Source organism: Pantoea sp. SGAir0418 (assembly GCF_043529865.1).
Map to the genome: position 1 here is coordinate 3921570 of NZ_CP027911.1, position 18454 is coordinate 3940023.

Annotated in this window: 20 protein-coding genes; 8 read left to right on the plus strand and 12 right to left on the minus strand. The window is 57.1% G+C overall.

Features of this window, described 5'->3' with window-relative positions; all coding sequences use genetic code 11:
* Positions 1 to 37: 37 nt before the first annotated feature.
* Positions 38 to 805 carry a triose-phosphate isomerase gene (gene tpiA / locus C1N84_RS18235; protein ID WP_031279624.1) on the plus strand — a complete coding sequence of 256 codons (768 nt, stop codon included), beginning with the start codon at positions 38 to 40 and terminating at the stop codon, positions 803 to 805.
* 67 nt (positions 806 to 872) lie between these two features.
* On the opposite strand, the gene C1N84_RS18240 is transcribed toward tpiA, so the two are convergent.
* The 5 genes from C1N84_RS18240 to cpxP all read right to left on the minus strand — a co-directional run bounded on the left by C1N84_RS18240 (position 873) and on the right by cpxP (position 5672).
* The gene (locus C1N84_RS18240) at positions 873 to 1628 is read right to left on the minus strand and encodes a CDP-diacylglycerol diphosphatase (RefSeq protein ID WP_058775486.1); all 756 of its coding nucleotides are present in this window, start codon (positions 1626 to 1628) and stop codon (positions 873 to 875) included.
* Positions 1629 to 1755: 127 nt separating this feature from the next.
* Complete coding sequence (locus C1N84_RS18245; RefSeq protein WP_264441808.1) at positions 1756 to 2745, minus strand: sulfate ABC transporter substrate-binding protein; 990 nt, start codon at positions 2743 to 2745, stop codon at positions 1756 to 1758.
* A gap of 147 nt (positions 2746 to 2892) precedes the next feature.
* Positions 2893 to 3855 carry a 6-phosphofructokinase gene (gene pfkA / locus C1N84_RS18250; protein WP_021507047.1) on the minus strand — a complete coding sequence of 321 codons (963 nt, stop codon included), beginning with the start codon at positions 3853 to 3855 and terminating at the stop codon, positions 2893 to 2895.
* Positions 3856 to 4062: 207 nt separating this feature from the next.
* Positions 4063 to 4965, minus strand: a complete 903-nt coding sequence (fieF, locus tag C1N84_RS18255) for a CDF family cation-efflux transporter FieF (RefSeq protein ID WP_058775485.1) — start codon at positions 4963 to 4965, stop codon at positions 4063 to 4065.
* Between the two features lie 194 nt (positions 4966 to 5159).
* Positions 5160 to 5672: a cell-envelope stress modulator CpxP gene (cpxP, locus tag C1N84_RS18260; RefSeq protein WP_021507049.1), complete on the minus strand. Its 513-nt coding sequence runs from the start codon at positions 5670 to 5672 to the stop codon at positions 5160 to 5162.
* Between the two features lie 150 nt (positions 5673 to 5822).
* Between cpxP and cpxR the strand changes: the two genes are divergently transcribed.
* The 3 genes from cpxR to trmL are packed head-to-tail and all read left to right on the plus strand — an operon-like array spanning position 5823 to position 8403.
* Complete coding sequence (cpxR, locus tag C1N84_RS18265) at positions 5823 to 6521, plus strand: envelope stress response regulator transcription factor CpxR (protein ID WP_007885339.1); 699 nt, start codon at positions 5823 to 5825, stop codon at positions 6519 to 6521.
* Positions 6518 to 7894 (plus strand): envelope stress sensor histidine kinase CpxA, encoded by a 1377-nt coding sequence (gene cpxA / locus C1N84_RS18270; protein ID WP_031279625.1) that lies wholly within the window; start codon positions 6518 to 6520, stop codon positions 7892 to 7894. Before cpxR ends, cpxA begins: the two co-directional genes overlap by 4 nt.
* Before the next feature lie 35 nt (positions 7895 to 7929).
* A complete protein-coding gene (trmL, locus tag C1N84_RS18275; protein WP_021507051.1) occupies positions 7930 to 8403 on the plus strand; it encodes a tRNA (uridine(34)/cytosine(34)/5-carboxymethylaminomethyluridine(34)-2'-O)-methyltransferase TrmL in 474 nt (157 codons plus the stop codon).
* On the opposite strand, the gene cysE is transcribed toward trmL, so the two are convergent.
* From cysE to C1N84_RS18300, 5 genes are all read right to left on the minus strand, one after another.
* Positions 8400 to 9215, minus strand: a complete 816-nt coding sequence (gene cysE, locus C1N84_RS18280; RefSeq protein WP_021507052.1) for a serine O-acetyltransferase — start codon at positions 9213 to 9215, stop codon at positions 8400 to 8402. The genes trmL and cysE overlap by 4 nt on opposite strands.
* Positions 9216 to 9283: 68 nt before the next feature.
* On the minus strand, positions 9284 to 10303 hold the full coding sequence (gpsA, locus tag C1N84_RS18285; protein WP_264441809.1) for an NAD(P)H-dependent glycerol-3-phosphate dehydrogenase: 1020 nt from the start codon (positions 10301 to 10303) through the stop codon (positions 9284 to 9286).
* The gene (gene secB, locus C1N84_RS18290) at positions 10303 to 10767 is read right to left on the minus strand and encodes a protein-export chaperone SecB (protein WP_021507054.1); all 465 of its coding nucleotides are present in this window, start codon (positions 10765 to 10767) and stop codon (positions 10303 to 10305) included. The genes gpsA and secB overlap by 1 nt, the downstream gene beginning before the upstream one ends.
* Positions 10768 to 10807: 40 nt before the next feature.
* Positions 10808 to 11062 carry a glutaredoxin 3 gene (gene grxC, locus C1N84_RS18295; RefSeq protein WP_010616518.1) on the minus strand — a complete coding sequence of 85 codons (255 nt, stop codon included), beginning with the start codon at positions 11060 to 11062 and terminating at the stop codon, positions 10808 to 10810.
* A 19-nt stretch (positions 11063 to 11081) separates the two neighbouring features.
* Entirely contained in the window at positions 11082 to 11513 is a 432-nt protein-coding gene (locus tag C1N84_RS18300; RefSeq protein ID WP_058759412.1) for a rhodanese-like domain-containing protein, read from the minus strand.
* 249 nt (positions 11514 to 11762) lie between these two features.
* On the opposite strand from C1N84_RS18300, the gene envC reads away from it, so the two are divergent.
* The 4 genes from envC to C1N84_RS18320 all read left to right on the plus strand — a co-directional run bounded on the left by envC (position 11763) and on the right by C1N84_RS18320 (position 16174).
* Positions 11763 to 13064: a murein hydrolase activator EnvC gene (gene envC / locus C1N84_RS18305; RefSeq protein ID WP_031279626.1), complete on the plus strand. Its 1302-nt coding sequence runs from the start codon at positions 11763 to 11765 to the stop codon at positions 13062 to 13064.
* Positions 13065 to 13067: 3 nt separating this feature from the next.
* Positions 13068 to 13973: a divergent polysaccharide deacetylase family protein gene (locus C1N84_RS18310; protein ID WP_264443788.1), complete on the plus strand. Its 906-nt coding sequence runs from the start codon at positions 13068 to 13070 to the stop codon at positions 13971 to 13973.
* A 67-nt stretch (positions 13974 to 14040) separates the two neighbouring features.
* Entirely contained in the window at positions 14041 to 15270 is a 1230-nt protein-coding gene (locus C1N84_RS18315) for a glycosyltransferase (protein WP_264441810.1), read from the plus strand.
* A complete protein-coding gene (locus C1N84_RS18320) occupies positions 15263 to 16174 on the plus strand; it encodes a hypothetical protein (protein WP_264441811.1) in 912 nt (303 codons plus the stop codon). Before C1N84_RS18315 ends, C1N84_RS18320 begins: the two co-directional genes overlap by 8 nt.
* 30 nt (positions 16175 to 16204) lie before the next feature.
* Here C1N84_RS18320 and tdh read toward each other — a convergent pair whose 3' ends face one another.
* Positions 16205 to 17233 carry an L-threonine 3-dehydrogenase gene (gene tdh, locus C1N84_RS18325; RefSeq protein WP_058781667.1) on the minus strand — a complete coding sequence of 343 codons (1029 nt, stop codon included), beginning with the start codon at positions 17231 to 17233 and terminating at the stop codon, positions 16205 to 16207.
* A complete protein-coding gene (locus tag C1N84_RS18330; RefSeq protein WP_058771026.1) occupies positions 17230 to 18441 on the minus strand; it encodes a glycine C-acetyltransferase in 1212 nt (403 codons plus the stop codon). The genes tdh and C1N84_RS18330 overlap by 4 nt, the downstream gene beginning before the upstream one ends.
* Between the last annotated feature and the right edge of the window lie 13 nt (positions 18442 to 18454).

The window sequence follows — 18454 nt, forward strand, 5'->3', positions numbered from 1 at the left end:
AGCGCTATTTCATGAATCGCGTTATGCGGAGGAAAGAATGCGACATCCACTGGTTATGGGTAACTGGAAACTGAATGGCAGCAAGCACATGGCGGGCGAGCTGATTGAAGGCCTGCGCAAAGAGCTGTCAGGTGTGGAAGGCTGCGGTGTGGCGATTGCTCCGCCGGCGATCTATCTGGATCAGGCCAAACACGCCATTTCCGGCAGCCACATTGCGCTGGGTGCGCAGAACGTGGACGTGAACCTGTCTGGCGCTTTCACCGGTGAAACCTCTGCCGAGATGCTGAAAGACATCGGCGCGAAATACATCATCATCGGCCACTCTGAGCGCCGCACCTACCATAAAGAGAGCGACGAGTTCATCGCGAAGAAATTCGCCGTGCTGAAGGCCGCAGGCCTGGTACCAGTGCTGTGCATCGGTGAGACCGAAGCCGAGAACGAAGCCGGCAAAACTGAAGAAGTGTGCGCACGTCAGATCGACGCCGTGCTGGAAACCCAGGGTGCAGCGGCCTTCGAAGGCGCGGTTATCGCCTATGAGCCAGTCTGGGCCATCGGTACCGGTAAATCAGCGACCCCTGCGCAGGCGCAGGCAGTACACAAATTCATTCGTGATCACATCGCGAAGAAAGATGCCGCTATCGCTGAGCAGGTAATCATTCAGTACGGCGGTTCGGTTAACGACAAAAACGCCGCAGAACTGTTCACTCAGCCAGACATCGATGGCGCGCTGGTGGGCGGTGCGTCGCTGAAAGCCGACGCTTTCGCGGTGATCGTCAAAGCCGCTGCAGCAGCGAAAAACGCGTAAGTTTCTCACGCAGAGAAAGGCGGCTGATGAGCCGCCTTTTTTATTGCCTGATCGGTCGCGACGCGACTTACTCCAGCAAACGGCACTGGTGATCCTGCAGTTCTTCCGCCGAACCGCGATTCAGCTTCAGCCAGTTGCGCTCCAGCGCCAGCAGCGCCAGGCGTCCATCCGGAAGCTGGGCCAGCGCCAGCCCGTATTTGCCCATCTCACCGCGCGCATGCGGCACCTCCTCTGCCAGCCGGATAAACACGCTCTGCTGCGCCAGCTCGGCGGTGCTCAGCGTGCGAATCAGCCAGGTATGCCGCAGCAGCGTTGCCGTCTGCCACTGCGCATTCAGCTTCGGTGCCAGCGTATCCAGCTGCTGGCGCACATCCGGTCGCAGGCAGGAGATATGAATGTGCAGCTGATTCTGCGTACGACCATACTGCGCGTTGATGGCCAGCGACAGCACACGGTCGTCGACAGGCGCACCGTGCTTCTGCGCCAGCAGGCGGCGCTGCTGCCAGGCGGCAGCAAACAGGTTCGGCGTGGTGGGTTCGAGGAGGATTGGGCTCTCCATGCCGGTGATTTTTGCTATCGGCATCAGCAGATATTGCAGCGGGCCATTCAGATCTTTGAGCGTAACGTAACCCTGCGCCAGATTGACCTGCTGACAGGGAGCAGGATTACCGCGTTGCGTCATGTCCGGTACGCACTTTTCGCTGACAATCTGCCACAGCGCATCGGCGTTTTTATGTAAATGCACCGCACCGGCGATCAGCCCGGCAATCAGAAGGATGAACGCGATAATCAGCAACGTAACACTACGGCGGCGCGCCTGCATGGCCAGATCCTCAGTGATGAGCTGTCAGCATCCTCACCTGTCGCCAGCGGAAAGTCACGGCTTTTTCCGCGCCGTAAAGCAAAACGGCCAGCGCAGGGCTGACCGTTTCGTCATGATGAAAACGCGGTTACGGTTTCATGACCTGATCGTAGCTGCCGCCGTCGGCAAAGTGTGCTTTCTGCGCTTTGCTCCAGCCGCCAAACTTGTCATCGATGGTGAACAGCTTAACCGGCGCGAAGCTGCTGGCAAACTTCTTCGCCACCTCAGGATCGCGCGGGCGATAGAAGTTTTGCGCCGCGATGGTCTGGCCTTCCGGTGAGTAGAGATATTTCAGGTACTCTTCCGCCACCTTACGCGTGCCCTGCTCATCCACCACTTTATCGACTACCGAGACCGTTGGTTCGGCGAGGATTGATTCGCTCGGCGTAACGATTTCAAACTTATCTTTGCCCAGCTTATCGACCGCCAGATAAGCTTCGTTTTCCCATGCAATCAGCACATCGCCGATACCGCGCTCAACGAAGGTATTGGTCGCGCCGCGTGCGCCGGAATCCTGCACTTCAACGTTTTTAAACAGCGCTTTGACGTAGGCCAGCGCTTTCGCCTGGTCACCGTGGTTTTGATCCAGCGCCCAGCCCCAGGCCGCCAGATAGTTCCAGCGTGCACCGCCGGAGGTTTTCGGGTTTGGCGTGATCACGGAAACGCCTGGCTTAATCAGATCCGGCCAGTCATGAATGGCTTTAGGATTGCCTTTGCGCACCAGGAACACGATGGTGGAAGTATAAGGTGCCGAGTTGTCTGGCAGACGTTTGATCCAGTTTTTATCAATACGACCGCGGTCAGCAATAGCATCGACGTCGGACTGCAGCGCCAGCGTAACCACATCCGCGCGAATGCCATTGATCACGGACGTCGCCTGCTTACCGGAACCGCCGTGCGACTGGCGAATCACCACATTATCGCCGGTTTCCTGCTTGTAGTGCGCGCTAAACGCTTTGTTGTACTGCTCGTACAGCTCACGGGTTGGATCGTAAGAGACGTTTAACAGCTGAATATCCTTTGCCAGAACACTGGTTGAAGCCAGTAACAGGGTGACACCAATACTCCACTTGTTCATTGCTTGCTCTCCCGAGGTCGTTATAGAACAAGACTGACACAAAGCAATCCATGGATTAAAGAATTAAAAATAAGCTGTTATAACTATGGAGAATATAGCAAGACATAAAAAAGGGCGCGAAAGCGATCGCGCCCGATTTATCGTTGATTAGTAGAGTTTTTTCGCGGTATCCAGCCAGTCGCGCTTGAACGGACGCTTCATGTTTTCGATAGCGTCGATGATGTCATGATGTACCATCTTCTCGTTCTGAATACCTACGCAGCGACCGCCGTAGCCCTGCAGCAGCAGCTCAATTGAATAAGCGCCCATGCGTGATGCCAGAATGCGGTCGTAAGCGCATGGCGCACCGCCGCGCTGGATGTGGCCGAGCACGGTGGCACGGGTTTCACGCTTGGTTTCCGCTTCAATAAAGTGCGCCAGATCGTCGATGTCACAGATGTGTTCGGTGATCGCCACGATGGCGTGTTTTTTACCTTTCGCAATGCCAGCCTGGATTTCTGCCACCAGCTCTTCGCGCGTGTAAGGGATTTCAGGCAGCACGATGAACTCACAGCCACCGGCGATGGCCGCCGCTAAGGTCAGGTCACCGCAGTAGCGGCCCATCACTTCTACGATGGAGATACGCTGATGCGAAGAAGAGGTGTCGCGCAGACGGTCAATCGCTTCAACTACGGTTTCCAGCGCGGTGAAATAACCGATGGTGTAATCGGTACCGGCGACGTCGTTATCAATGGTGCCCGGCAGGCCAATGCACGGGAAGCCCATTTCGGTCAGGCGTTTGGCACCCATGTAAGAACCGTCACCGCCGATTACCACCAGCGCATCAATGCCGCGCTTTTTCATGTTTTCGATCGCGACCTGACGCACTTCTTCGTTGCGGAACTCCGGGAAACGCGCCGAGCCGAGGAAGGTGCCGCCGCGGTTAATCATGTCCGACACGCTGTAGCGGTCGAGGTTGATCATGCGGTCTTCGTACAAACCCAGATAGCCGTCATAGATACCAAAAACTTCAAGGCCTTCACTCAGCGCGGAACGGACAACTCCGCGAATGGCTGCGTTCATGCCTGGGGCGTCGCCGCCGCTGGTCAGTACTCCGATTTTTTTGATCATGACAACCTCTGGATTGTTCAAAACTAAGGATTATTCCTGCCTGTCGACCGGTGTGGACCAGCTCGCGATCGCACGGCTTAATAGTTGCAGATAGTATATCAAAGGCTTGATGCTGAATTGATTCAGGTCAGACAAGTTTTCGCTAATTTTTTACAGAGTTGTTAGCGTTACGTCATTTTTTTCACGCAATACTATGTTTTATAACGGCTAAAACTGAAAAAAACCCTGCTGATTTTGCGGCACGACAGAACAGGGGTCCTGATGAATGATCACATCTGAGCCGGGAAATTTTTGCCGTAATGCCTGCTCAATTTGATCGGCCACCTGATGCGCCTGCACCAGCGGGAGATGATCGTCCATCTCCAGATGAAGCTGAATAAACCGCGTCGGGCCAGACTGCCGCGTACGTAACGCATGGGCACCGCGCACGCCGGGCCAGTGGCTTACCAGCGCGATAATCGCCTGTTTTTCCTGCTCCGGCAGCGCACGATCCAGCAGCGACTGCACCGCTTCATAGCCCATGCGCAGCGCGTTATAGAGGATATATACGCCGATGCCGAGCGCAAACAGCGCATCCGCACGCTTAAAACCATAACTGCTTAAGCCCAGCGCCACCAGAATCGCACCGTTCATCACCACATCCGACTGATAATGCAGCATGTCCGCGCGTATCGCCTGGCTGCGGGTACGCCGCACCACCCAGCGCTGAAAAGCGACCAGTACCAGCGTGGAGCTGAGGGCGATCAGCGTCACAACTACGCCAACCAGCGGCGCGCGCAGCGTTTCCGGCGTGGCCAGATGCTGCAGCCCGGTAAGAAACAGAAACAGCGCCGATCCGGAGATAAACATGCTTTGCGCCAGTGCCGCCAGCGATTCCGCTTTACCGTGACCAAAGGTGTGATCGTCATCGGCAGGCTGCAATGAATAGCGCACCACCAGCAGATTGGTCAGTGACGCGGCGATATCGACCAGCGAATCCACCAGCGCCGCCAGCACGCTGACCGAACCGGTGTACCACCAGGCGAAAATTTTCACGATCAGCAACAGCGTTGCCAGCGTGGTTGCCGCCAGCGCCGCGCGGTTTACCAGTTTTGCGTAGGAAGGTTCCATGCCTTGCCTCGTCAGGCGCTGCAGCACGCCATGCAGTGGAAAATGGCTCAAGTTTATCACCGTCCCGTGCAGACTGCGTGACAGGATAGCGAAACGGATGCAGTTTGCCCGCGAATTCAGGGCAAAAAAAACCCCGCCATCATGGCGGGGAAGACAGGGATGGTGTCTATGGCAAGGAAAACAGGGATACTATGTTACTGGTTACTGCTGGTACTACTCACTGCTTGCAGCGGTGATGATGGCTGCAATCCGGAGAGCCGACGCGCTTCGTTCAGGCGCCGCTCAAAATTCTTCTGCAATGTCGCTTGCTGTGCAGGCGTTAGCAGGTGATACATCTGATTACGAACCCGGGCCATCTCGATTTGCAGTTCTACCTGCTCGCGGGCCTGTTTCTCTGCCTGCTGGCGGATAGCCGATTCGTTAAATTTGTCTGCAATGACAAGGTCATGCATAGTTTCTATGTCCTGAACGCTTAACACCGGGCGTTCATGGCGCGCTTGCTGCATCAGGTCGCGCATCTGTTGCCGCTGTTGTTCAGTCAGCTCAATGCCATCGAACATGTGGCTTTGCGGATTTTGCGTCATACTGCCTGTCGTCAATCCGCCGTTATGATGCATCTCGTCAATCGTCGTCGTGTCTGCTGCTTCTGCGCTGGCGTGACTGAGAACCATCGCTGAGGCAAAGACGACGGCGGTTAAGTAGCGCATCGTTTACTCCCGGTTCGTTCCGTTTTGCGATTCAACGAAAGCTAGTGTACGGCGACAGCTGCAAACATCCGTCAGGGGGTGTAAAACTACGTAAAGCGTTGGATTGCCACTATAGGAACACGGTATTTTGCCTGCGGAGGGCAACAAAAAATGAATAAAATCCTGTTGGTTGATGACGACCGCGAATTGACTTCGCTGCTTAAAGAACTGCTTGAAATGGAAGGTTTTGAGGTGATTGTCGCCAGCGATGGCGAGCAGGCGCTCAATCTGCTGGACAACACCGTCGACCTGCTTTTGCTCGATGTCATGATGCCGAAGAAGAACGGTATCGACACGTTAAAAGAGCTACGCCAGCAACATCAAACCCCTGTCATCATGCTGACCGCCCGCGGTAGCGAGCTGGACCGCGTTCTGGGCCTGGAACTGGGCGCGGATGACTATCTGCCAAAGCCGTTCAACGATCGCGAACTGGTGGCGCGTATCCGTGCGATTCTGCGTCGTTCCAACTGGAGCGAACAGCAGCAACAGCACGATAACAGCTCACCGACGCTGGAAGTGGATTGCCTGCGCCTGAATCCGGGCCGTCAGGAAGCCAGCTTCGACAGCGAAACGCTGGATCTCACCGGCACCGAGTTCACCCTGCTCTACTTACTGGCGCAGCATCTTGGCCAGGTGGTGTCACGCGAGCATCTCAGCCAGGAAGTGCTGGGCAAGCGCCTGACACCGTTTGACCGCGCCATCGATATGCACATCTCTAACCTGCGTCGTAAGCTGCCGGAACGTCGTGATGGTCATCCGTGGTTCAAAACTCTGCGCGGACGCGGCTATCTGATGGTTTCGGCATCATGATTGGAAGTTTGACCACCCGCATCTTCGCCATCTTCTGGCTCACCCTGGCGCTGGTGTTGATGCTGGTGCTGATGGTGCCCAAACTCGATTCGCGCCAGATGACCTCGCTGATGGAGAGCGAACAGCGCCAGGGCACCATGATTGAGCAACACGTTGAGGCGGAGCTGTCACAGGATCCGCCCAACGACCTGATGTGGTGGCGCCGGCTGTTTCGCGCCATCGACAAATGGGCACCGCCCGGTCAGCGCCTGCTGCTGGTGACCAGCGAAGGACGGGTGATCGGTGCGCAGCACAATGAAATGCAGGTGATCCGCAACTTTATCGGCCAGTCCGATAATGCCGATCATCCGCAGAAGAAAAAGTATGGCCGCGTCGAGATGGTCGGCCCCTTCGCGGTGCGCGACGGCGAAGACAATTACCAGCTGTATCTGATCCGTCCCGCCACCAGTTCCCAGCTCGATTTCGTCAACCTGCTGTTTGACCGTCCTCTGCTGCTGCTCATCGTCACGATGTTAATCAGCTCACCGCTGCTGCTGTGGCTGGCGTGGAGCCTGGCGCGTCCGGCACGCAAACTAAAACATGCCGCGGATGAAGTGGCGAGCGGAAATTTGCGTCAGCATCCGGAACTGGAATCGGGCCCGCAGGAATTTCTCGCAGCCGGCTCCAGTTTCAACCAGATGGTGAGCGCGCTCGAACGCATGATGACGGCACAGCAGCGACTGCTGTCGGATATCAGCCATGAATTACGCACGCCGCTGACGCGTCTACAGCTGGCGACTGCGCTACTGCGCCGGCGTCATGGCGAAGGCAAAGAGCTGGAGCGTATTGAGACCGAAGCGCAGCGTCTGGACGGCATGATCAACGACTTGCTGGTACTTTCGCGCACCCAGCACAAGAACGCGCTGGTGAGCGAAGCGATGAAGGCCAACCAGCTGTGGAATGGCGTGCTGGAAGATGCCAAATTCGAAGCGGAGCAGATGGGTAAAACCATGGACGTACCGTATCCGCCCGGTCCGTGGCCGCTGTACGGTAACCCGCACGCGCTGGAAAGCGCGCTGGAGAACATTGTGCGCAACGCGCTGCGCTATTCGCACACGCACATCAGCGTTAGCTTTGCGGTGGATATTCAGGGCATTACCGTGCACGTCGACGACGACGGTCCCGGCGTCAGCCCGGAAGATCGCGAGCAGATTTTCCGTCCGTTCTACCGCACCGATGAAGCGCGTGACCGTGAATCCGGCGGCACCGGGCTCGGGCTGGCGATTGTCGAAACCGCCGTGCAACAGCACCGCGGCTGGGTGAAAGCCGATGACAGCCCGTTAGGCGGTCTGCGCCTGACGCTGTGGCTGCCGCTGTACTCCGCCCGGCAATAATTTGCTATGCTGCGGCCCTCGTTTCCGGGGGCCTTATGCTAAACATCGTCTTATTTGAACCTGAAATCCCGCCAAATACCGGCAACATCATCCGCCTGTGCGCCAATACCGGCTTTCAGCTGCACCTGATTGAGCCGTTAGGCTTCGCCTGGGATGATAAACGCCTGCGCCGCGCCGGACTGGATTACCATGAATATACCGCGCTGAAAAAGCACGCCAGCTACGCCGCTTTTCTGGCGGCGGAAGCGCCACAGCGCTTATTCGCGTTGACCACCAAAGGCACACCGGCGCACAGCGCCGTCAGCTATCAGCCGGGCGACTATCTGCTGTTTGGCCCGGAGAGCCGTGGCTTACCGCCAGAAATTCTTAATGCGTTACCGGCAGAACAGAAGATCCGCATTCCGATGCGCGCGGAGAGCCGCAGCATGAACCTGTCGAATGCGGTTTCAGTGGTGGTGTATGAGGCGTGGCGCCAGCTGGATTATGCGGGCGCGCTGATCAAAGGCTAGATGCCGTCGCCGTACTCAAACCCGGCGCCGGTGAAGTGCTGATCCATATCCATCGACGGTTTGTCGCTGGCTGGTTTACCGACAATGCGCGCCGGCACGCCGGCCGCCGTGGTATGGGGCGGCACCGGCTGCAAGACCACCGAACCGGCACCGATTTTGGCACCGCGCCCGACTTCAATATTGCCAAGGATTTTGGCCCCTGCGCCAATCATCACCCCTTCACGGATCTTCGGATGGCGATCGCCGCTGGTTTTACCGGTACCGCCCAGCGTGACCGATTGCAGAATAGAGACGTCATTTTCCACCACAGCCGTTTCACCAATCACGATGCCGGTGGCGTGATCCAGCATGATGCCGCGCCCGATGCGCGCCGCCGGATGAATATCCACGGCGAATGAGACCGAGATTTCGTTTTGCAGATACACCGCCAGCGCGCGCCGTCCCTCTTTCCACAGCCAGTGGCCAATACGGTACGCCTGCAGCGCGTGGAAGCCTTTCAGATAGAGTAACGGCGTGGAATATTTGTCGACCGCCGGATCGCGCTGACGCACCGCCTGAATATCGTACGCGGCCGAGACAATCATCTCAGGATCCTGACGATAGGCTTCTTCAACAATTTCGCGTATGGCGATAGCGGGCATGATCGGGTTAGCGAGCTTGTTAGCCAGCATGTAGCTGAGCGCGCTGCCAAGATTTTCGTGCTTGAGCAAGGTCGCATGGTAAAAACTGGCCAGCATCGGTTCACAATCGGCCAGCGCTCTGGCTTCGGCTTTGATATGGTTCCAGACCAGTTCTAACTCTTCAGACGACATTGCTGTTTGCTCCCGATAAAAAAGCGCCCGATTAGGCGCTACAGGTGATAATGCTTAAGCGTCCTGCTTTAGCTTTGGCTGTTCTCGTCCTTCCTTGTACGACCAAGCAGGCTCAATGCTGCCTCTCGCGCCGATTTTTCGCAATATAATACCTGATAAATTTGCTCGGTTATTGGCATTTCCACGCCCACACGCGCAGCTAACGCTTTGACTTCTTTGGTGTTTCTGTAGCCTTCTACAACTTGTCCGATAATGCGTTGCGCCTCATCCACGCTTTCGCCCTGCCCCAGCATCATGCCGAAACGGCGGTTGCGAGACTGATTATCGGTACAGGTCAGCACCAGATCGCCAAGACCCGCCATGCCCATAAAGGTCGTCGGATCGGCACCCAGCGCAGCACCGAGACGGCTCATCTCCGCCAGACCGCGGGTGATGAGTGCCGTACGCGCGTTGGCGCCAAAGCCAATGCCGTCGGAGATCCCGGCACCAATCGCAATGACGTTTTTCACTGCGCCGCCCAGCTGCACGCCGATGAAGTCCGGATTGTTGTAAACGCGAAAGCTTTTGCCGCAGTGCAGCTTTTGCTGCAGATCGTCGGCAAACTGCGCGTCAGTGGCCGCCAGCGCAATCGCCGTCGGCAAACCGGCCGCCAGCTCTTTGGCAAAGGTCGGGCCGGAAATCACCGCCAGCGGAATGCTGTCGCCGAGGATTTCGCGCGCCACATCCTGCAGCAGCCGTCCGGTCTCTTTTTCCAGTCCTTTGGTCGCCCAGACAATGCGTGAGTCGGCACGCAGCAGCGGTTTGAGCTGCAGCAGCACGTCGCCGAACACATGGCTTGGCACTACCACCAGCAGATCGCGGCTGGCGCTGACGACGCAGGCCAGATCGGCTTCAGGAACGAGATTATCGGGGAAAGGAACATCAGGCAGGAAAGCGGTATTGCATCGGTCAACCTGCAGCTGCGCCACGTTTTGCGGATTGTGGCCCCACAGCAGCACCGGATGGCCATTACGGGCCAGCGTAATGGCCAGTGCGGTGCCGTACGAGCCGGCACCGATGACGCTAATCGAAGCGTTGAGTGTAGTCATCAGGCATCCTGACGTGGCGCTTCGCCTTCACCCTGCTGCTGCAGATAATTCATGAACAGCGCATCAAAGTTGACCGGCGCCAGATTGAGCTGAGGGAAGGTACCGCGTGACACCAGGCTGGTGACACATTCACGCGCATACGGGAACAGAATGTTCGGGCAGTAAGCGCCGAGGCAATGTGCCATCTGCGTGCCTTCGATACCGCTGATGGTGAAGATACCGGCCTGCTGTACTTCGCACAGGAACGCGGTGTCTTCGCCCACGGTGGCGGTGACAGTAACGCGCAGCACGACTTCATACACTTCATCCGCCAGCTGAGAAGAGGCGGTGTCCAGATCCAGCTTCACTTCCGGTTCCCACTCTTTCTGGAAAACCTGAGGTGCGTTTGGCGCTTCAAATGAGACGTCTTTGGTGTAAACGCGTTGAATCTGGAACTGCATTTCGTTGCTGCTATGCTCTGACATGTTACTGAATCCTTTAAGTGAAAATTGTCGGTCGAAAATGTTATGCGCGGAGCAAGGGATCGAGTCCCTGACGCCCGTCCAGCGCGTAGAGATCGTCACAGCCGCCAATGTGCTGCGCGTCAATAAAGATCTGTGGCACCGTGGTGCGGCCGCTGCGTTTGATCATCTCTTCGCGCTTTACCGCGTCCCCATCAATGGGAATCTCCTGGTATGACACGCCTTTTTGATCCAGCAACGCCTTCGCCCGGTGGCAGTAAGGACACGTCACTTTGGTGTAAATCTCAACATTAGCCATGCGGTGATACCTCAGGAAGTTATTTACCGCGAACCAGCGGCAGGTTTTCGCCACTCCAGCCGCTCACACCATCTTTCAGCACGGTCACTTTGTCAAAACCCGCTGCGCTAAGGGTGGCTGCCGGTTCTGCGGCGCTCTGGCCGGTGGCACATACCACAATTATGGGCTGCGACTTGTGCTTTTCCAGCTCGCCGAAGCTGCCTTTTTTGATATCGGCTGCGGCGATGTTAATAGCCCCTGAAATGTGTCCTTTGCGATAGTCGTCGCGTGAACGAACGTCTACCACCACCGCGTCCTCTTTGTTGATCAGGTGGGTTGCTTCACCACGGCTGATGGTTTTTACCTTAGAGAACATACCTTTAACGGTGGTTACAATCACCAGAATAAGTAAAGCGACCCATGCCAGACTAAGGATGGGGTGATTGCTTGCAAACTGCATAATTTCTTGCATGAGGGGTAACGACTCCAGACCGGGGCTAATAAGCTAAAACAAGGGTTCTGAGTATACCTGCGCCACTTCGCATGTACAGTCGCGAAGCGGGCAGAGTTACGATTTGTGCGTCATTTTCCAAAAAAAGTGTTCTAATCGCAAAATTGAGACAATCTTTATCCCGGTAAGCTGTGGCCGACATCTTTCGTAAAGCAAAACCCGGCCGGGATAACTGGTAAGCGGCTGTTCATCGTGGAATAATTATCGACTATGAAGGGAAAAGCGACCGTTACACACACAAGGACCCGTTACAACGACCCGGCATCTCCGTTGTCATTTCGCTGGTCCGATATCTCCCTCAGCCTGCTTTGTGCGGGTGCGTTGCTGTTGCCCGTCGCCGCGCATAGCGCCGATGACAGCAAAACGCAGCTAAAGTCCATTCAGCAGGACATCGCCGAAAAAGAGAAAAGCGTTAAAGCGCAGAAGCTGCAGCGCAGTAAGCTGCTGGATCAGCTGCAGAGTCAGGAAAAAGTGATTGCCCAGGCCAGTCGCCAGCTGCGTGAAACCCGCAACAGCCTGAGCGCGCTGAACGGCGAAATCGCCCAAACCACCGCCGCCATTGCCCGGCTGGAAAAGCAGCAGGCGCAGCAGGAAAAACTGCTGGCGCAGCAGCTGGATGCCGCGTTTCGTCAGGGCCAGCACAACGGCGTGCAGCTGCTGCTCGGCGGTGAAGAAGCACAGCGCAGCGAACGCATTCTGGCCTATTTTGGCTACCTCAATGCCGCCCGGCAGAAAAATATCGACGAGCTTAAGCAGACTCAGCAGGAGCTGGCGCAGCAGCGTCAGGCGCTGCAGGGCAAGCAGGAGCAGCAAAAGTCGCTATTAGCGCAGCAGCAGACGCAACAGAACAAACTGGAAACCGCCAGCGCCGCGCGTAAGAAAACGCTGTCCGCACTGGAGAGCGCGCTGGAGAAAGACCAGGCCGATCTGGTCGAGATGCGTCAGAACGAAAGCCGCCTGCAGGACAAAATCGCCAAAGCCGAACGTGAGGCGCGCGAACGGGCGCAACGCGAAGCGCGCGAGGCGGAAAAAGTGCGCCAGCGTCAGGCCCAGGCAAAAGCCAAAGGCTCCAGCTATTCCCCTACGCAAAGCGAGCGCGAGCTGATGGCGCGCACCGGCGGCCTTGGCCGGCCGGGCGGACAGGCTATCTGGCCAGTGCGCGGTCGCATTGAACATCGCTTTGGTGAAGCAATGCAGGGCGAACTGCGCTGGAAAGGTCTGGTGATTGATGCGCCGGAAGGCACTGAAGTCAAAGCCATTGCTGATGGTCGCGTGCTGATGGCCGACTGGCTGCAAGGCTACGGCCTGGTTGTGGTCGTCGAACACGGTAAAGGCGATATGAGCCTTTATGGCTACAATCAGAGCGCGTTGGTGAGCGTCGGTGCGCAGGTGAAGGCAGGACAGCCTATCGCCCTCGTGGGCACCAGCGGCGGCCGCGGCACGCCCTCGCTCTACTTTGAAATTCGTCGTCAGGGACAGGCCGTCAACCCACTGCCGTGGTTAGGAAGATAAGTGTTGTTTCAGTCCCAAAAGCTTAGCGCCGCCCTGTGCGGGCTGTTTTTCACCTTTGCCGCCCATGCGGGAAAACTGGCTATCGTCATTGACGACTTCGGCTACCGCCCGGCTGAAGAGAATAAAGTGCTGCAGATGCCCGCCGCGATTTCTGTGGCGGTGCTGCCCAATGCGCCTCATGCGCGTGATATGGCAACCAAAGCGCATCAGGGCGGTCATGAGGTGCTGATTCACCTGCCGATGGCACCGCTGAGCAAGCAGCCGCTGGAAAAGGACACGCTGACGCCGGAGATGAGCAGCGAAGAGATCGCGCGCATCGTGCGTGACGCCAGCAACAAAGTGCCGTATGCGGTTGGCCTGAACAACCATATGGGCAGCAAAATGACCTCCAGCCTGCCCGGCATGCAGAAAGTGATGCAGGTGCTCAATCACTACAACTACTACTTTCTCGATAGCATGACCATTGGCAACAGCCAGTCGGTCCCGGCCGCACAGGGCACGCAGGTTAAGGTGCTGAAGCGGCGCGTATTCCTCGACGACAGCCAGAATGAAGCGGCGATTCGCACCCAGTTCACGCGCGCAGTGAAGCTGGCACAGCGTGATGGCTATGCCATCGCTATTGGCCATCCGCATCCCACCACGGTACGGGTGTTGCAGCAGATGTTGCCAACGCTACCGGGCGATATCACCCTCGTCCGCCCCAGCCAGTTGCTCAACGAACCGCTGCGCCAGGGCGCTACGCCGTCGGCCAGCACGCCGGTGAAACCGCGCACCCCGGTGTTCCGTGCGCCTGGCGTGTGTAAGCCGGGCCAGCCGCTGCCTGCCGTACCGCAGAGTCGTGCGGTGGAGGTGGTGACAGAGAGCATTACCGGCAGTCCACTCGTGCAGTCGCTTAAACAGCTATTCTGATTATCAGGCGCAGCGTGCTGCGCCTTATTTAACGCCACACCTTTTCCGCGCAAGGATATCGGAACAGATGACGTCAACCAGAAAGAAAATTCTGCTGCTGGATACCGGGCGCGAATGGGGCGGCGGCACCAACAGCATGCTGGAATTACTCAAGCGCATCGATCGCCAGCGTTTCGCTATCACCTGCTGTTTTTATCAGAATTATGCGCGTGGCAATCAGGAGACCATTGCCTCGGTATTAGACGCGATCGGCATTCCGGTGATATTTATTGCGCAGCGTCGCCAGCCGCTATGGGCAAAAATCACCAAAGAGTTGCTGCGCACCCTGCTGTTTTTTAACCGCGCGGTGAAAAAAAACGCCATCGACCGCATCGATCGCCAGTGGCGCATGCAGCCTAACGCCCGCCAAATCGCAACAATGTTACGCGACGGTGGCTATGATGCGCTGTACATGAATAATCAGCCCAGCACCAACGTTGAAGGCTATCTCGCCGCTGAGCAGACTCACGTGGCGTTAATTCAGCACTGCCGCATTGACCCGTTGCTCAATAATGCGCTGGTCAACATGATTAATCGGCATTGTGATGCGGTGATTGCCGTGTCACAGGGCGTACACCGCACCTTAAGCGAAAGCGGTGTTGATGCGCAGCGCTGCTTTACCGTATCCAACGCTATCGATATACATCAGCCGCTGCCGGAGCGTGAGGCGGTGCGTCAGCGCTTTGATTATCCTGCGGATACCTTTATTTTCGGCTCCATCGGTTCCCTGATCGCGCGTAAATCCAACCATCATATTTTGCAGGCGCTAGGTGCATTCAGCCGCGCGCATCCTGCCGCTAAATGGAAAATGGTGATCGTCGGTGCCGGCCCGGAGCAGCAGCACTTACAGCAGCTGGCACAAAAAGAGGGGATTGCCGCGCAGGTTATTTTTACCGGCTTTCAAAATAACGCGCTGGATTATCTGGCGGCATTCGATACGTTTATTCTCGCCTCAGCCAGTGAAGGGCTGCCGCGCGTGGTGCTGGAAGCGATGCTGGTGAATACGGCGGTGATAGGTTCGAATGTCGTCGGTACGTCGGAATTAATTCAACACGGCGAGACCGGTTTACTGTTTGACTATGGCAATACGCAACAGCTTAGCCAGCATCTTAGCGCGCTGTGGCAGGATACTGCGCTGCGCCAGCGTTTAATCGCCGCCGCCGCCGCCCGGGTGCGCGAGCGCTATAGCATTGAACATTACGTATCGGGCGTGGAAAACATTCTGGAAAACGTCATGGAGAGAAAAAAGCATGTTTGATTTTTTAAATAAACACCGTCGCTATATTCTCTCGCGCCACAACATTCCCGCCACGCAGGCGGATGCGCAGGGCACCATTGCCGTCAGTTCCGTGGTCATTCCCTGTACCGGCGCTGATTACATTGAAGAAGCGGTGCTCAGCGCTTATTTTGCCAGCCGCTGCGCCGACACCATCAGCGAAATTGTCATCGTCAGCGATCAGCCTTCCAGCGCTTTTCCGCCGCTGCCGGCACGCGTGCGCGTGGTGACGCTGGAAGTGCCGTTTCGTGAAGAAAACTACCGTTATAAACAGATCTACCGCAGCCGCCTGATTAAACTTCAGGCCCCCTTGCAGGCGACCGGTGAAGGTATATTGATGATCGATTCCGATCTCAATTTATTAAAAACGCCGGATATTGCGATGCGTGAGCATCATCTGTATAGCAGCTTCCGTCAGGGCAAAATGATCGCCAAACTGGCCGGCGCACCAAAAGAACATATTCCGGCCTATTACCATCACACCGTTCGCCCTTATTTGCAGGATCACGTGAATGGCGCCTATCTGGCGGCCTCCCGTCGCACATGGCAGCGTATTTGTCCGCTGTGGCTGACGTTATTTAATGATACCTGGGAATTGATGAACGACGACGAGCCGCCAACCGATCAGCTACCGCTCGCTGCCCTGCTCGACCTGCTGGATCTCCGCACGGTCAATCTGGGCGAATGGGCTAACTGGCCGGTGTCGAAACGCATTGGTGGTCAGTCGGCCGTGATTCCACCGCAGGTGATTGGCGCGCATGGCGGCTTTCCCTTAAGTGAATGGCAAAAATATTTGCAGGATCCGCACCAGCCGCTGAGCTTTAAAGGCCAGGACTACACGCGAAAGGTGCGTTACCTGACCGATGCGGAAAAACAGCAATCCTGAGCGTCACCGGCCCGCAGGCCGGTGTGTCGTTTAATCCCAGCTCAGCACCACTTTGCCTGAACGCCCGGAACGCATCTCGTCGAAGCCCTGCTGGAAGTCGTCGATGTGATAGCGATGCGTGATGATCGGCGTCAGATCGAGGCCGGACTGAATCAGCGCGGCCATTTTGTACCAGGTTTCAAACATCTCACGGCCGTAAATCCCCTTGATAAACAGCCCCTTGAAAATGACCTGATTCCAGTCAATCGACATCTCACCCGGCGGAATGCCCAGCAGTGCAATGCGTCCGCCGTGATTCATGGTCTCCAGCATGGTACGAAACGCCGGCGGCGCGCCGGACATCTCCAGTCCGACATCAAAGCCTTCGGTCATCCCCAGTTCCGTCATCACCTCGCGCAGATTCTGCTGCGCCACGTTGACCGCACGCGTCACGCCCATTTCACGCGCCAGCCCGAGGCGATATTCATTGATATCAGTGATCACCACGTTTCGTGCGCCGACGTGCTTACACACCGCTGCCGCCATAATGCCAATCGGTCCGGCACCGGAAATCAGCACATCTTCTCCCACCAGATCAAACGAGAGCGCGGTATGCACCGCGTTACCGAATGGATCGAAAATCGCCGCCAGCTCGTCGGAAATATTGTCGGGAATTTTGAAGGCGTTAAACGCCGGGATCACCAGATATTCAGCGAAGCAGCCCTGACGATTGACCCCGACACCCACGGTATTACGGCATAAATGGGTACGGCCAGCGCGACAGTTGCGGCAGTGGCCACAGGTGATGTGACCTTCGCCCGATACGCGATCGCCAATGGCGAAACCCTTCACTTCCTGACCGATACCGACCACTTCGCCCACGTATTCGTGGCCGGTGATCATCGGCACCGGAATGGTTTTGCGCGACCAGTCGTCCCAGTTATAGATGTGCACATCGGTGCCACAAATGGCGGTTTTGCGGATTTTAATCAGCAGATCGTTATGACCGGGCTCCGGCACCGGTGCGTCGTGCACCATCCAGATCCCCTCTTCCGCTTTCAGTTTAGCCAGTGCTTTCATCCGTTGGCTCCTGCAGTGATAACCCCTAACTGTTGTCCGATGCGCGTGAAGGCCGCCACCGCGTGCTCCAGTTGCGCCTGAGTGTGGCCGGCAGAAATCTGCGTGCGAATGCGCGCCTGGCCCTGCGGCACCACCGGATAGAAGAAGCCGGTAACGTAGATGCCCTCCTGCTGGAGCAGGCTGGCAAATTGCTGCGCCACTTTGGCATCGCCCAGCATCACCGGAATGATGGCGTGATCGGCACCGGCCAGCGTAAAGCCAGCAGCGGTCATTTTTTCCCGGAAGAAGCGGGCGTTTTCCCACAGCCGCTGCCGCAGGCCATCGCCTTCGTTCAGCAGATCCAGCACGCGCAGCGACGCGGCCACAATCGCCGGTGCCAGCGAGTTAGAGAACAGATAAGGGCGCGAGCGCTGACGCAGCCATTCAACCACCTCGCGTTTTGCCGCCACGTAACCGCCGGACGCGCCACCCAGCGCTTTACCCAGCGTGCCGGTCAGAATATCCACGCGATCCATCACGCCGCAGTATTCATGCGTGCCGCGTCCGCTTGCGCCGACAAAGCCCACCGCGTGCGAGTCATCCACCATCACCAGCGCATTAAACTCATCGGCCAGGTCGCAAATGCCCTGCAGGTTAGCGATCACGCCATCCATGGAGAACACGCCGTCGGTGGCAATCAGCAGGTGGCGCGCCCCCTTGTCACGGGCCTCCTGCAGGCGCGCGCGCAGCTCAGCCATATCATTGTTGGCGTAACGATAGCGCTGAGCTTTGCACAGGCGGATGCCGTCGATGATCGACGCATGGTTGAGCGCATCCGAGATAATCGCATCTTCCGCGCCCAGCAGGGTCTCAAACAGGCCGCCGTTGGCGTCGAAGCAGGAGGAGAACAGGATAGCCTCTTCCATGCCGAGGAACTCCGCCAGCCGGCGCTCCAGCAGCTGATGGCTGTCCTGCGTGCCGCAGATAAAACGCACCGACGCCATGCCAAAACCATGCGTATCCATACCGTCTTTGGCGGCCTGAATCAGCGCCGGATGGTTCGCAAGGCCGAGATAGTTATTGGCGCAGAAGTTAATCACCGGCGGGCTATTGGCGACGTTGATTTCCGCCTGCTGCGCCGAGGTCAGGGTGCGCTCCTGTTTGAACAATCCATCCTGCCGCGTTGTCTCAAGCTGTTGCCGGATTTGTGAATAGAACTGATCGGACATGATTCTGCTCCTC